The sequence below is a fragment of the Aquimarina addita genome, from assembly GCF_039539305.1.
Classification (GTDB): domain Bacteria; phylum Bacteroidota; class Bacteroidia; order Flavobacteriales; family Flavobacteriaceae; genus Aquimarina; species Aquimarina addita.
In genome coordinates this window covers 262,433-277,880 of the sequence record NZ_BAABCW010000003.1, presented here as the reverse complement: position 1 = coordinate 277,880, position 15,448 = coordinate 262,433, and the positions used below count along the sequence as shown (strand labels likewise).

Sequence of the window (15,448 nt, the reverse complement as noted above, 5' to 3'; positions counted from 1 at the left end):
AGGTCTATACATTAAATTGTCGGAGGTGATGATCAAGATGTTTATACTGCATTTTACCCCATTGTTCATAGGTGAATTTCCCGAACATAGGATGAGGATTCCATTCCTGCACTTGTCTTTTATTGTAAAATTCTAAGATTAATGATAATAGAAGTTTTTGCTCCTCATTAAAATTTTTAGAAGTATTTACTTTTAATTTAACATGTGTAGGTAGGTTTTTTCTCCAAAGTTTATCATTATACAAAGCCTTTTTAAAAAACAACCTTGCCAGAAGGCTATTTTTCAATCTAGGATGTTCCTTTTGTAGTACTATTTTAAGCGGGAACTGACAATGATGCAGCATTTGAGAAACATCCATGGTGCCCCAGACGGGTGTACTTGTATTAGATAATCTGAGAATACGTTTTTCTATTTCCTGATACACACGTTCATTAAAGAGGGATTTCATCTCCTTTGATTGTTTGATTAAGAATGCATATCAAAAGTAATCAAACTTTTCTGAAGATAATCCATACAGAAACATATAGTTATTTTAATAACAACTATAACGTCTTAAAATAACCTACTTAGTATGCTATTATCCTACTTGTGCAGTATCAAAAAATAATTTTAGAAAACCTTCCAGATCTGATGTTCCCGTAATATCTGTAGGAGTTCCTAAATTTATCATTAAAGGTTGCCCCTTAATAGTACCTTTAAGAAAATATTGAAAAGCTTCTCCTGTTTTAAATTTAAATCCAGTTAATTGTGCTTCAAAAGAAGTAAAAGTTACTTGAGTCTTTGAAGAATTATCAGCACCGAATGCCTCAATAGTAGCATCAAATACGGCAGATAGCATGTCATCACTATAATAATCCCACTTTATAGATGTGCCATTACACGCCTGCAATTCATATTCAGATTGTGCCTCACACCCTCTTGGAACTTGTATGTTGTTTCCTACAAGATTTAAAAATGAAATACGCTTAGCTGATGCCTCTTGACCATAGAAACTTACTGTCAAAAGAAGTAAAACGAGAGTAAAAATGTTTTTCATAAATAGGTTAATTTAAAGTTGTAAAATTTAACTTTTCTAGATTTTGGGTTTTCAAATATAGTAAAACTTTCATTTTCAAGCAAATGTATGGTGATATAAATTTGGATAACAACCTGATTAGTATGAATATCCGGTTGTTTTTTTATTAAATATAGTACTGTAATTGAGTTAAATAGCGTATACTTACATAGCTAAATCTAAGGGAATAAAACTATACAGGTATTTTATATGAATACATATAATTCTTCATTTTCTATTAAAAAATGGAATGAAAATGATCGTCCAAGAGAGAAATTAATCGTTAAAGGTAAGAATGCATTGAGTGATGCAGAATTAATTGCAATTTTAATTGGTTCTGGTAACCGGGAGGAGAGTGCCGTAACACTAAGTAAACGAATTTTATCTAGTGTAGATCATCAGATACATGCGTTGGGAAAACTATCTTTAAAACAATTAATGAATTTTAAAGGAATAGGAGAAGCAAAGGCAATTACAATCATTGCTGGTTTAGAATTGAGCAGAAGGAGAATACATGAAGAAGTACCAGTGGTTCCTAAAATTAATAGTAGTAAAGACGTCTTTAATATCCTCAATCCTCTTATAGGAGATTTAGAACACGAAGAATTCTGGGTTCTTTATTTAAATAATGCAAATAAGGTACTACAAAAGAAGCAAATTAGTGTAGGAAGCAAAACAGGTACATTGGTAGATGCTCGAATAGTTTTTAGAGCTGCACTGGAATTTGGAGCTACCTCCATAATTTTAGCTCATAATCACCCAAGTGGTTCTTTGACTCCTAGTAAATCTGATCAATTATTGACTCAAAAATTAAAATTGGCTGGAGGAACGGTGGATATAAAATTGCTAGATCATCTTATAATAGCAGAAAAAGGGTATTTTAGCTTTGCTGATGAAGGTAATTTTTAAGTACATACATTTTCTGTGTTATAAATAGGATGGTAAAATGAGAGATTTAAAATATTAGGCGCTCCCCTTACATTTATTGGCTATTAATTTACAATACACGCAATTCATTACCTATGACATGTTATTAATTTATGTACATAAAATAACACCGAGAGTTTCTTATACGTTTAAGCAAATTTGTAAACGTATTCTTGGGTTGGATATTGATTTTACTTCTAAAATAGAATCTTTTATTGCCCATGATGGTCCCAAATTTTCTTATGGAAAGCAGCCGTTAGGGAAAGAATTATATTTTCAAAGTGTAGAGTTGCTTTTTGAGCATGGGTTTAATGAAGTTGATATACAGGTGACTTCCTGGGGTGAGGTTTCTTGCTTTTTTCCAGTGAAACATCCAGAAGCAGCATTACCCTTTGATGTTTTTGCGGCATCTTTCTATTTATTAACAAGATATGAAGAATATCTGCCTCACGTAAAAGATGAGATGGGACGTTTTATTGCAACAGAAAGTATAGCTTATATTCATGATTTTTTACAAGAACCGGTAGTAGATATTTGGGCATTAAGCTTTAAGAAAATTTTACTGGAAAAATATCCGGATATTCAATTCCTTAAAAAGACATTCAGAATGCTTCCTATAGTGACAGTTTCTCAAACATTTGCATATAGAAAAAAAGGAATTTTGAGATCAATAGGTGGAGGAGTAAGGGATGTGTTAAAATTAAGACTCCATGAGGTAACCAATAGAATAAAAGTGGTTATAGGGGTAAAAAAAGATCCTTACGATACTTTTGATTTTATTATAGACTTACAGAAGAAAAAGAAGAGAACATGTGCAGTCTTATTTGGTTTAGGCGATTATTCTAATACTGAGATTAATATAAGTCATAGTGCTCCGGCAAACAGAGAGGTTATAAAACATGTTTCTGACTATATGGATGTCGGGTTAAAGGTATCTTATGACGCAATAACAGATTTAATACAATTAAAAGAAGAAAAAAAGCGAATAGAAAATATTGTAAATAGACAATTAGAAATCTCACTTTGTTCGTTTTATAAAATTAAACTTCCAGAAGCATATAGAAATTTTGTGGAACTAGAAATTAAAGAAGATTTTTCTATGGCGTATCCGGAGCATGCAGGGTTTAGAGCAGGAACCTGTACTCCTTTTATGTTTTATGACTTAGACTACGAAGTACAAACCCCATTGATTATTTATTCTCCTTGTTGTAACCCTCTTAGTTTTACTACAAACAAAAATGAAAGTGAAATTAAAAAGGAACTCCTGGCGTACGTATCAAAAATTAAGAAAGTAGATGGAGTTTTTATTCCTTTTTTTAGTAATGGGTTGTTTAGCGAACTGAACAATCAGCAGTTTTGGAAATCTATTTTTGAATTTATTTGGAACTTAGAAGATGACACATACAATTAAACACGTTTTTTTTGACTTAGATCATACTTTATGGGATTTTGATAGGAATTCAGCGTTGGCATTTGAAATGATGTTTGAAAAATTCAAGATTCATATTACTGTTGCCCGGTTTCTGGAAATATATCAACCAATTAATCTGAGGTATTGGAAATTGTATAGAGAAGAACAAGTAACTAAAACAGAGTTAAGAAGGAATCGGCTTATAGAAACATTTTCAATTTTGGGTCATCAATTACCATTGCAAACAATCGATATGCTTTCTGAGGACTATATTTCTTTTCTTCCATTTCATAACTATCTTATTGAGGGAGCAGAAGAATTGTTAATGTATTTACAGCCAAAATATCAATTACATATTATTACAAATGGTTTTAAGGAAGTTCAACATATTAAATTAAATAATGCAAACATTCATCACTATTTTGAAACAATTACAAATAGTGAAGAAGTAGGGGTAAAAAAACCAAATCCATTAATTTTTGAACATGCATTAAGGCTGTCAGGTGCACATATAGAGAATAGTGTAATGATAGGAGATAGCTATGAAGCAGATATTTTAGGAGCTGATGCTTTAGGAATTAATACTATATGTTTTAATTATCACCGGGAAAAAATCCCAAAAAAAATTACACAAGTTTCACATTTGAACGAGATAAAAGAATATATTTAGTAATAATTTTTTGTATTATTTCGTTATTCATTAAATAATCCCCCTGAATGAAAAAAAAACAATCGTTTATTTTATTCTTTTTAGTAGGAATAGTAATGGTCTCAGTTTCCTGTATTAAGGATGTGGATTTTGAGCAGGTAGAAGATATTGCAATCACTCCTGTTTTTGAGTTAGATTTTATTTATTCGCATTTTGATATAGAAGATTACATTGATGAAGATTTAATACCTGATACTGATTTTACTATTCTACCAGAACAACTGAGGGATACTGTAAACTACGATCTTGTAGGTTCTGATTTTGCTATTGAATATATAGATAGGGTTGAGCTGGTGTTTGAGATGCGTAATACAATAGAGAGTGGATTCAGGCTTCAATTTCAGTTTTTAACGGATAATGACGAACCGCTTGGTGTACTTTATTTTATTGAAGTATTACCTGGTTCCGGAGAAGATTCTGAACCAGTAACTTCATTTTCTTCACCTAATCCCATTGTTTTAGATAACCCCACAATACAGCAGTTGGCTAATGCTCAGAAAATTGCAGTAGAGCTTGTTACACCTACTATAAATTCGAGTCTACGAGGTGTTCTTGATGTAAGATCTAAAGCTGCATATTATATAAATTACAGTCTATGAGGGTGTTTGTATATATATGTATAATTTGTTTGGGGTCTAGTACATATGCTCAGAATAAAGAAACCTTATATGACTTTACTTATTTACCGCAATCATTAATGCTTAATCCTGGAACAGATGTGCAGTTTGATTCTCATATCGGAATACCATTCCTATCACAGATTCACATAAATGCAGGATTAAAAGGAGCTTCTTTATATGATGTTTTTGCCGATGATGGAAGAGATATTAATGATAAAATAGAAGAAACTTTATCTAAACTTACTAGTGACGATTACTTTACTATAAATGAACAATTGGAGATTGTAAACATAGGTTGGAAAAGTAAACGTAATAAAGATCTCTACTTTTCTGCGGGATTGTATCAGGAACTTGATATGATTGCTTATTTCCCAAAGGATTTTGTATTACTGGCATATGAAGGAAATCAGGATTATATCGATCAACCCTTTAGATTTTCTAATATAAGCGCTACCGGAGAGCTAGTAACTGTCTATCATTTTGGGTATAATAAAAAGGTAAGCAAGAAGTTAACTTTTGGAGCGAGGGCTAAGGTGTATTCGAGTATTGTAAATTTTAGGAGTACCAAAAACTCAGGAACTTTTACAACTATAGAAACTCCAGAGGGAAATAATATTTACCAACATATTATAGCAGGTGCCGATGTAAGTGTGGAAACAGCCGGTTACGCATCCTTACGAGATGTTGAATCAGAAGATACTGCTGATGGAGCCAAGCAAGTGATCAATAAGTTCTTAGGTAGAGTTTTTCTTGGTGGAAATCTAGGGATTGGAGTTGATGCAGGCTTTACCTATAAACTAGAGGATCAATGGACGGTTACCGGAAGTGCTACTGATATTGGAGTTATTTTTTATACAAAAGATGTCGAATCCTACACAGCAAAAGGGAATTATGTTTTTGAAGGACTGGAAACACCTGTCACAGAGGAAAGTGGTCAGGATATTTTGGATGAATTAGAAGCTGCCATACCAATAGATACAATACAATCAAGTTACTCTGCACTACGTCCTATAAAATTAAATGGATCAGTTAAGTATTCGTTTAATAGATATGATGGTGATGCCTGTTACTGTTCACTTGATGAAGAGGATGCTCCTTATATGGATGCATTTGGATTACAGGTTTTTACTCAATTTAGACCCAGAAAGCCGCAGTATGCAGCTTCTTTATTTTATTCTAAACGGTTATCAAGTATTTTTAATACTAAAATGACATATACAGTAGATGATTATTCCTTTTATAATATAGGTTTGTTAGTTTCTACTCATATTAAGGATTTTAATTTCTATATTTCTGGTAATAATCTTTTAGAATATTCTAATTTAGCCAATGCCAGAGGAATATCTGTGCAATTAGGGTTTAATTTAATAATGTGAATAAAATGCGTGGTTTTTTTTGGGGGTTTGTTTTCTGTTTTGCAATGCATCAGACCTATAGTCAACAAAGTGTATCTAATTATAAATATGTAGTAGTTCCCGAAGGATATGAATTTTTGAAGGAAAATGATGCTTATCAATTAAATTCTTTGACAAAATTTTTATTTAAAAAGTATGGATTTACCGCTTTTCTAAGAGGTGAGGAGCTTCCTGAGGAACTCAACGCAAACGGGTGTTTGGGTTTAACCGCTAATGTCAGTAAAAACTCAGGCGTATTTGTAACAAAACTGATAGTAACACTGAAAGATTGTACTGGTACGATTGTGTTTACTTCTAAAGAAGGAACGAGTAGAGAAAAGGAATTTAAAGCGGCCTATCATGAGGCATTAAGAGATGCGTTTACAGATGTAAAAAACTTGAAATATGTTTATGACGGAAAAAACACCAATGAAGAAGATATCCCGGTAAAGCCAGAAGTAGTTCCAGTTCCGTTAGTAGAAATTGCTGATTCTTCTCAAATAAAGGAAGTACCTGAGAAAGTTACTGCCGAATCTGAAAACTCTATATGGTATCTATATAATGATGTAAAGTATATGTTGAAGAAGCAGGAATATGGATATGAATTATTTCAGGATAAGAATGGTAACATCATTTCTATCGGTAAAATTGTAAAGTCAAATAGAGAAAATAGTTTTATTGTCAAAGCTGGCGATCTTAGTGGCAATGGTTATTTTGATGCATATAGAAATTTTATACTAGAAAGAATCAATCCTGCCACGGATAAAGTTATCACAGATACATTTGCCAGACAATAAGTAACCTGTAGTTGTTTAGTAAAGCTGTAATACTATAACCTAACTAGTGGACCAAGTATAGATGTAAAGTAGGAAAATGACGTAAGGAAGCAATACAGCTAGTACATAATGCTTCCTAGTATCCGTATTTATCACCCCATCTGGATTTAAGAAATTGTCTGAATGCATTTTCTCTTTGATTATCGCCAGGATCATATAATTGGGTATCCTTAATTTCTTGTGGTAGAAATTCTTGTGACACAAAATTATCCTTATGATTATGAGCATATTCATAATTTTCTCCATATCCCAATTCCTTCATTAACTTAGTAGGAGCATTTCTAATATGTAACGGAACAGATAAGTCACCTGTTTGTTTTACAAGTTGCTGTGCTTTGTTAATAGCCATATATGAGGCATTACTTTTAGGTGATGTTGCTAGATAAACGGCACATTGACTTAGTATGATTCGGGCTTCGGGATATCCCACAGTAGTCACTGCCTGAAAAGTATTATTAGCCATTATTAATGCAGTTGGGTTAGCATTTCCAATATCCTCTGATGCTAATATGATCATTCTGCGAGCTAAGAATTTCAGATCTTCACCTCCTTCAATCATTCGGGCTAACCAATATACCGAAGCGTTAGGGTCACTGCCACGAACGGATTTGATAAAAGCTGATATGATATCATAATGTTGCTCACCGGTTTTATCATATCTTACTGTATTTTGCTGCACTAATTTTAGCACTAGGTCATTTGTAATAATAATATTTTTTTTGTCCTCCTGATTCGCAACAATTAATTCAAAAATGTTTAATAATTTACGAGCATCTCCTCCGCTAAGCTTCAATAAAATGTCAGTTTCTTTAAGCTGTATTTTTTTAGATGATAGATATTCATCTTCTCTTATTGCACGTGTTAATAAAGCTTCTAATTCCTTTTTGCCAAAAGGATTTAAGATATACACCTGACAGCGCGAGAGAAGGGCAGGAATTACTTCAAAACTTGGATTCTCAGTAGTAGCGCCGATCAAAGTAATCCATCCTTTTTCTACAGCTCCCAGAAGTGAATCCTGTTGAGATTTACTGAAACGATGAATTTCATCAATAAATAGGATTGGATTTTTTGAAGTAAATAAACCTCCACTTTGTTTAGCTTTTTCAATAATTTCACGAACATCTTTGACACCACTACTGATTGCACTTAGTGTATAAAATGGCCTACCGGATTCGCTGGCAATAATATTAGCTAGAGTAGTTTTACCCACTCCAGGTGGTCCCCATAAGATTAAAGAAGGAATGATTCCTTTTTTAATTTGTTGCGTAAGAGAACCATCATCTCCTACAAGATGCTCTTGACTTAGATATTGTTCTAATGACTTAGGACGGATTCGCTCTGCTAGAGGTTTATTCATAAGGTTAAAAGACTGAAATCTTAAGTTTTAATAATTTTTTTAGTTAAGGTTTTATCATTAAATGTTATCAATACAATGTATATACCAGTATTCAGATGAGATACATCTACCCAATTATTAATTAGTTGAATTGGAAACTTTTGCCCGTGGAGACCTCTTATTTCTAATTGTAAAGTTTTATTTTTATTATTATTTATATACATTATATCATTAACGGGGTTAGGGGATATACTTACGGCTGGTAGTCGATCATATTGTTCTGTGGAGAGTATATTAAATAATTCACAATTTTCTGGAATCGGATTTGATTCTATGAAGCCTACAGGAGAAAGATCTTTATTAGAAAATGCTGAATAATCAGGACTGTATCTTTTTGATCTAAAAAAGGTTAAGGGGGTTCCTGTATGTGTTTCACCTTGTGAAATAGCTTCGTCATTGAATGGTAAAGGATTGATGTATTTCCAAACTATAGTTGCACTAGAATTGATTTCAAAAATTTCTCCTACAGCCCCATTTGTTATTAATGTATTGCCATTAGATAATCTATAAGCGCCAGAAATAAAGCTTGAATAAAAGTTATCTGGGTTTTCAGGATCTGTATAAATCCATTCTGATTCTGTTGGTCCATAGGCTGTATTAGGTATGTATTCATAATCGCCGTTTTCATTAATTGGAGGGTTTATAATTTCTACAGAAGAGTATGTTCTATTTCTTCCGTTGTTAAAAAACATTATTTTATTGGCGTCAGGAAATCCTTCTGGAATCCAATTCACATTATGTTGTCCATCAGCTTTTTTGTCAGATGTAGATCCTTGATTATATGCTTCTGGATTACCCCAACGATATAGAAAATCTCCACCCTTTCCAATATTTCCGCCGACGCTCGATGCTGCTTCTGTTGTTGTGGTAGAATGATCAATAATGTAAAATTCATTGAGATGTCTGGAACTAATTATTATTTGATCTAAGTTTTCGTTGTAATCTAGGGCATTGATATGAAGCCAATCAGCAATAGCTTCAGAATCTCCTAGATAGTTAATATTTAACAACTCAGGATGATCAGATACAACTCCAAAATTTTCTTTACTAGTATCAAAATCCTGAATAAGGTGATCCCACAATCTCCATTCCCACACAATTATGCCTTGATCTAATCCAATGGGTTGTACTTCTATGATCCGCTCGTCATAAAGCTCCTCTTGTGGCAGAAGTGAAGGGTTTCTTCCGCTTTCTAAGGCTTCCGTTTCTGTCATTCTATGCGCTACTAACATTAAAATATTTCCATTTGATAGTGGATAATAATCGTGATGTAAAGTGTAGTCTGTGTCACTGTAAGAAAACTCCCATAGTAAGTTGTTATCCCAATCTTTTTTTTCGATTCTTCCAGAAACTCCATTTAATAATAAAGATGAATTTCTTTCAAGATTAGAGGTGTAGATTGATCCATCTTCCATTAAGAATTCTCCCCCTGTATTCTGAAAATTACTAGTCCATTGATTAATAATTTCTCCACAATTATTGATTAGGTAAGTGTCTACAGTAAATCGAGGAGAAAACAAAGTGTATCCATCATAAGAATTTTGAGTGTTCACTATGGTTCCTACTGTATTTTGCGAAAAACAATAGGTGGTTATAAATAAATTGATAAATAATATGTACTTCACTCTTATAGTTCAAAGGTTAAATCATAACAAAAATAGTATTTTAAATAGAACTAATTCATTTTGAAATGATACAAGTAATTATTTTACTGACATTTTTTCTTATGAATAGTATTTGGAAGGTTTTTTGATACTGATGTTTTATGATGAATACTAAAGATGAATTTACACTAAATACTGAGTCATAGGCTATCCTATACTTTTCGTGCTCTTAATATGGTCTGTTTTTTGGTTTGAAATTCGTTTTGGTTTTGATTTTAATCATTTTGGTATTTATCCGCAAAAGATTTTTGGGCTGAGAGGTATTTTGTTTTCTCCATTTATTCATGGAGATATCGAGCATCTTTGGCATAATACCTTACCCTTATTGATTTTATCAGCAGCGCTTTTCTTTTTTTACCCTAGAAATGTTTGGAAGGTCTTGTTTTATGGAGTGATACTCACAGGAATATGTACATGGCTATTAGGAAGACCAGCAAACCATATAGGCGCAAGTGGTGTGATTTATATGCTTTTTGGTTTTTTATTTTTTAAGGGTATAATTGCCAGACATTACCGCCTAATAGCACTATCATTTGGTGTTGTTTTTATGTACGGAAGCTTACTATGGTATACATTTCCGATAGATCCTAAAATATCTTGGGAAGGTCATTTGTCAGGGCTTTTAGTAGGGATTTTATTAGCATTCGTGATAAAAAGAGGAATTATAAAACCAGTGAAGTATCCATGGGAATCTCCTGATTTTAATCCAGAAGAAGATGAATTTTTAAAGCATTTTGATGAGCAAGGTAATTTTATAGAACGGTTACCAGAAGAGGATACTAGTGAAGAAGAGTTCAAAATAAATTATGAATATAAACCAAAAGATGAATCAAGTACTAACCATGATAATAACAACATCTTGTTATAGTCGTTGTCTTATGGTTTCATATAATAATACTCCACATGCCACAGAAACATTGAGAGATGCGATATCTCCATACATAGGAAGTTTTGCCAGATGATCTGACAGTTTTAATACAGAATTAGAAATACCTTTACCTTCACTACCCATAACAATAGCAATAGGGATAGTAAGATTAATATCATAGATAGGGTCTGCCGCCTTTTCTGTGGCAGCTACGACATATACTCCAGATGCTTGTAGATAAAAAATAGCATCCTTAATATGATCTACTTTGCAAATTGGTATTTTAAAGATAGCACCGGCAGAAGTTTTTACGGTATCCTCACTTACGGGTGCTCCACCTTTTTTCTGAATAATGATTCCATGAACTCCAGTACATTCTGCTGTCCTTATGATTGCACCAAAATTACGAACATCAGATAATTGATCTAAAATTAGAAATAGAGGAGTCTCACCTGATTCAATAACTTTGAGAACAAGGTTTTCTAAGTTATAGAATTCTATAGGAGAGGTTTGTGCCACTACACCTTGGTGATTTTTGCGAGTGAGCCGATTTAATTTCTCTACAGGTACATGTGAAAAACCAATACCATTTGATTTCACTAACGCCATTAACTCTTTAGCAATATCTCCTTGCAACCCTTTTTGAACAAAAAGTTTATCAATTGTTTTTCCGGAGTTGATCGCTTCAATAACAGCTCTGATGCCAAAAATTTGTGATTCATTTTTCATAGAGGGCAAAGATATGTATAAAAAATAACCTTCTGAAAATTTCACAGAAGGTTGTATTAATGTTGTTTAGATTCATGAAGGATTTTTGATCTTCGTAATTATCAATATCTACACTCTATTTTGTTGTGTTATTAACTTCATCCGTCATAATTTTATCAGGTTTATAATTATTTTTGTAAAATTAAAAGAGCGTAACTATACCAATCCATAGCATACAAAATTAAAACATATTAGGTATTCTTAACTTTTTGGAGTAAGACTATTCAAATGAATAAATAATTTGATCAAATCTTGTTCTTTTTTTAAATTGATATTTTTTTCTTTTACATATTCTTTAATTTCATTCTTAATTTCTGGAAAATATTCTTCTAGTCCTTTTATTTTACTTTTAAAATTATTTAGTTTTTCATCGTTATTGGCAATAAAGTAATTTTCATAAGTAGTAAATTTAGCATGCTTTTTTCCTACTAATGAGTTTTCCGCTTCTTTAGGTTCTGAGAATTTTGACCAGATTTTCTTTACTAATTTATAGTCACCATCAGCTAAAACTACAAAGAAATTACGCTTATCATATTTATTGCTTTTAGGGTCATCAAATACTTTGATCAGCGTGTTGTTTTCTAATTGTATGGTAATCCCTTTAATCTTTTTTACACTTTCAGTAATAGAGGATTCATTTGATTTAAGTTCGATTTCATCCTGATATATATTATATCTAAAGAGAAAATTACCTAAATCTGATCCGTTGAATGTTAAGTTTCCTGGTAAGAAATATTCAGTGAGAAATGGAGAGCCAACAATATCCTTCATATCATAATAAATAATTTTATCCTCCCATAATTTTTCCTCGATGATATCAAAAATTTGGGAAGAACTTTCAAAATTACTAGGCTCTTTTAAAGCGCCACGTTGAGCAAAAGAAGTAATATGTATGAGCATCATTAGTAACAATAGGCTTATTTTTTGTAATAACAGGTTCATAATTTCTGGATTTTAGTTAACTAATAACTTTATTCATAAATTAATTAAAAAAATTCAACTATATGTGAATTTCTTGTTAAGAATGTGACTTGATGCCGATACTTAACAATTAAGCCATCCCGTTAGAGATGGCTTAATCTATAGTATATAATTTTTATTCTTTTTGAAAATTGAATATTAATTATAATTCATTACATAGATTTAATGGAATTGCACCTTCGGTAGTTCCGCCGCCAGAACCTACCAAGTTTCCACTAGGAGCAAAGATTCTAAATGTAATTTCGCTATACGTATCTCCTGGGAAATACCAATCTGCGGTTAATATTCCATCAGGGATAGTAACTACAGCAGTTCCACTACTTAATTCATTTGTACAGTCATAATCACTTGGTTCGTATGGAGAGCAAAGTCCTACTTCAAAAACTTGTCCAGTATTCAAGGTAATAGTAATACCGGGACCTCCGTTATCTACGGTTTGCCATCCATCTCCATAAGAATCTTCCATTTCAACTATCCAATCTCCAGCCGGTACTTCTGGTAATTCACACACTACAAGAGAAGTGAAATTAAAATCAGAAGATTGATTATCAAAATTAGCACTGACCTGATCAACACTAAAAGTTCCGTTTGGATTAGTAACAGCTATTCTAAAATCAAAGGTATCTCCACCTTCTAAATCCTCCACAACCAAACCAAGCGTAGATAAAACTTGTCCTCCATCAAGTAATACTGTAGCTTGAGGGTACTCTTCTCCTTGTGTAAAATCACTTGTACTCAGCGAAGTATAGAGAACTTCACTTACCTCTTTATTAACTCCAGTAAAGGAAATATAATAATCCAATTGAGTAATATCATCACCTCCTGCAGGGCTCACCAAATTATAAATTTTGGTGTAAGAAAAGGTGCTTGCATCAAGTTTGTTAAACGCTCCTGAACCATCTGGGGGGCTAACTTCTTCGGCATAAGCGCCACCACTAACTTCAAGATCTTTGAAGTCTATAGGTAGTTTGTCATCATCAGCACAGTTCCACAATAGCATAGTAGAAGCTAAAATTGCTAAAGCTGTTATATATTTTGAATGTTTCATACTATTCTTTTTATCGTTAATTTATTGAATAAAGCCATCAGGGTTGGTATCCCAAAAAGATTTATCCGTCAATGATTTTTGAGTAATATTTAAATTTCTCTCCACAGATTCTGCAGGGTATAGGAAGCTTCTTGGGAATGTGCTTGTCCCCAATAATGTTGGTTGAAGTGTGTTAGGCATTCCAGTCCTTTTATAAAGGTTATAAGCCTCAACACCATTACCATATAAAGCAATCCAGTATTCTTTACCAATAATCGCCATTTGTTGTTCTGTTCCTGCCGCTGCGCCAAAAGAATTTGTTACAAATTCTACATAATCCTCAACATCTTGATCTACTGGTAAAAAATCACCACCAAGTACGGTTTCATCAGCTGCGGTATCTTCGTCATCAGCAACAACAACTACAGCAGAACGAGAAATTACATAACTTGAATTAAGCGAAAAAACATCATCCATTGAAGCACGAATTCCTTCTTCTAACATTAATTGTGGGTCTTCTCCAGTCCCTAAATATAAAGCTGCTTCTGCTCTCATAAAATAAGTAAAAGAGCGTGTCATGATTGGCCATATACCAGCACCGTTTATACCGTCTCCTGTACCAACTTCATCAAACGTATCAATATCTAGATTTCCTCCGATAGGATACAATCCAAATGTACTTCTTAGTGAATTATCCGGAGGGATACCATCAGCTTCCGCATGATCTCTACCCCAATATCCATCAGCTCTATCAAACAAAGCGCAAAAAGGAAGTGGAGTATCTAATATAGCATCAATTGCTGCATAGGTTGCGGGTCTTGGATCATTCCAACAATCAATTACATTGTTTAATGTTGCTTCATCTGTAGGGAATTCTCCTGATTGTCTATATACATAATATCTTAGTCTTGGGTCTTCAAAACCTTTTTCTACAGCCAGGGACCACATAAGATAATTAGGAATATATTCGCCCACATTAGCAGCATCATATTCTTGAATATAATACGGGTGTTTACTAGCAGGAACTTCTGCAGTGCCAAATTGAAAAACAAAATTATCATCAGATGCTTCAATAAGATTTCCTTCAGTCAAAAGAGCATTAATACCTGCAGTCGCAGTCGCTTGATCTGCTAGTCTTAAATTTAAATAGTATTTAAATTTGAGTGTATTTATAAGCGTAATCCACTTGTCAGTACTACCACCATAATATAAATCATTGGCTGGTTCACCTAAAGATGTATTATTAAACTCTACTAAAGCAGTGTTTAACTCTTCTAGTGCTGCTGCATATACTTCTGATCCTGGATCAACACTAGGAAAAAAAGTATCAGTATCGGTATTAGTGGCAATTAAAGCCTCAGAATAAGGAACGTCCTTAAAATAATCAACCATAGTCATTAAAGTATACGCTTTAAGCGTTCTTGCAATGGCAGAATGGATATAGAATTCTGAATCTGTAGCGATAGGTATTAATGTTTCAATATCCTTTAATAAGTCAGCATAAGCAGTACGCCACATCACTGTTATATTAGCATTAGAATTATTGTAATTGACATCATATTCGTCAAACATATATTCTAATCGTGTAGCAGCACCTCCTGCTTCTGTTGCTTGTTCAAAAAATTCTGCAAAATCCAATTGAATTCTGTTCAGTGTAAAGTCCACATCTAAATTATCTGGACTAGGACTATTCGGATTCGTAACCAAATCTAGTTCTGTAGTTTCGCAAGACCAAGTTGCAACTAGCAGAAGGATGACTCCGATTTTATTTAAATAATTTTTCATTTTTTTTT

15 protein-coding genes are annotated in these 15,448 nt (G+C 32.9%); 7 read left to right on the top strand and 8 right to left on the bottom strand.

Translation table 11 applies throughout. The annotated features are described in order from the left end of the window. Positions 1-4: 4 nt before the first annotated feature. Together ABD816_RS06145 and ABD816_RS06140 are read right to left on the bottom strand one after the other, a co-directional pair. On the bottom strand, positions 5-448 hold the full coding sequence (locus ABD816_RS06145) for a DUF1569 domain-containing protein (RefSeq protein WP_344925617.1): 444 nt from the start codon (positions 446-448) through the stop codon (positions 5-7). 129 nt (positions 449-577) lie between these two features. Then, positions 578-1,036, bottom strand: a complete 459-nt coding sequence (locus tag ABD816_RS06140; RefSeq protein ID WP_344925615.1) for a hypothetical protein — start codon at positions 1,034-1,036, stop codon at positions 578-580. A 228-nt stretch (positions 1,037-1,264) separates the two neighbouring features. On the opposite strand from ABD816_RS06140, the gene radC reads away from it, so the two are divergent. From radC to ABD816_RS06110, 6 genes are all read left to right on the top strand, one after another. Then, the gene (gene radC, locus ABD816_RS06135; protein ID WP_344925614.1) at positions 1,265-1,963 is read left to right on the top strand and encodes a RadC family protein; all 699 of its coding nucleotides are present in this window, start codon (positions 1,265-1,267) and stop codon (positions 1,961-1,963) included. A gap of 118 nt (positions 1,964-2,081) precedes the next feature. After that, a complete protein-coding gene (locus tag ABD816_RS06130; protein WP_344925612.1) occupies positions 2,082-3,392 on the top strand; it encodes a polysaccharide deacetylase family protein in 1,311 nt (436 codons plus the stop codon). Then, positions 3,376-4,062, top strand: coding sequence for a YjjG family noncanonical pyrimidine nucleotidase (locus ABD816_RS06125; RefSeq protein ID WP_344925611.1), 687 nt, complete (start codon positions 3,376-3,378; stop codon positions 4,060-4,062). Before ABD816_RS06130 ends, ABD816_RS06125 begins: the two co-directional genes overlap by 17 nt. A 47-nt stretch (positions 4,063-4,109) precedes the next feature. Next, entirely contained in the window at positions 4,110-4,700 is a 591-nt protein-coding gene (locus tag ABD816_RS06120; protein WP_344925609.1) for a hypothetical protein, read from the top strand. Between the two features lie 29 nt (positions 4,701-4,729). Then, positions 4,730-6,097: a DUF5723 family protein gene (locus ABD816_RS06115; RefSeq protein WP_344925607.1), complete on the top strand. Its 1,368-nt coding sequence runs from the start codon at positions 4,730-4,732 to the stop codon at positions 6,095-6,097. Positions 6,098-6,102: 5 nt separating this feature from the next. Then, positions 6,103-6,912 (top strand): hypothetical protein, encoded by an 810-nt coding sequence (locus ABD816_RS06110; RefSeq protein ID WP_344925606.1) that lies wholly within the window; start codon positions 6,103-6,105, stop codon positions 6,910-6,912. A 115-nt stretch (positions 6,913-7,027) separates the two neighbouring features. Here the strand turns inward: ABD816_RS06110 and ABD816_RS06105 are convergent, their stop codons facing one another. Further along, complete coding sequence (locus tag ABD816_RS06105) at positions 7,028-8,308, bottom strand: replication-associated recombination protein A (RefSeq protein ID WP_344925604.1); 1,281 nt, start codon at positions 8,306-8,308, stop codon at positions 7,028-7,030. Between the two features lie 20 nt (positions 8,309-8,328). Beyond that, complete coding sequence (locus tag ABD816_RS06100) at positions 8,329-9,972, bottom strand: aryl-sulfate sulfotransferase (protein ID WP_344925602.1); 1,644 nt, start codon at positions 9,970-9,972, stop codon at positions 8,329-8,331. A gap of 202 nt (positions 9,973-10,174) precedes the next feature. Between ABD816_RS06100 and ABD816_RS06095 the strand changes: the two genes are divergently transcribed. Continuing rightward, on the top strand, positions 10,175-10,879 hold the full coding sequence (locus ABD816_RS06095) for a rhomboid family intramembrane serine protease (RefSeq protein WP_344925600.1): 705 nt from the start codon (positions 10,175-10,177) through the stop codon (positions 10,877-10,879). Here ABD816_RS06095 and rlmB read toward each other — a convergent pair. The 4 genes from rlmB to ABD816_RS06075 form a co-directional block, all read right to left on the bottom strand. Next, a complete protein-coding gene (gene rlmB, locus ABD816_RS06090; RefSeq protein ID WP_344925598.1) occupies positions 10,874-11,608 on the bottom strand; it encodes a 23S rRNA (guanosine(2251)-2'-O)-methyltransferase RlmB in 735 nt (244 codons plus the stop codon). The two genes, ABD816_RS06095 and rlmB, sit on opposite strands and share 6 nt — an antisense overlap. Before the next feature lie 240 nt (positions 11,609-11,848). Next, positions 11,849-12,589, bottom strand: a complete 741-nt coding sequence (locus tag ABD816_RS06085; protein ID WP_344925597.1) for a hypothetical protein — start codon at positions 12,587-12,589, stop codon at positions 11,849-11,851. Between the two features lie 181 nt (positions 12,590-12,770). Further along, a complete protein-coding gene (locus ABD816_RS06080; protein WP_344925596.1) occupies positions 12,771-13,676 on the bottom strand; it encodes a hypothetical protein in 906 nt (301 codons plus the stop codon). 21 nt (positions 13,677-13,697) lie between these two features. After that, positions 13,698-15,440, bottom strand: a complete 1,743-nt coding sequence (locus ABD816_RS06075; RefSeq protein ID WP_344925595.1) for a SusD/RagB family nutrient-binding outer membrane lipoprotein — start codon at positions 15,438-15,440, stop codon at positions 13,698-13,700. Positions 15,441-15,448: the final 8 nt, after the last annotated feature.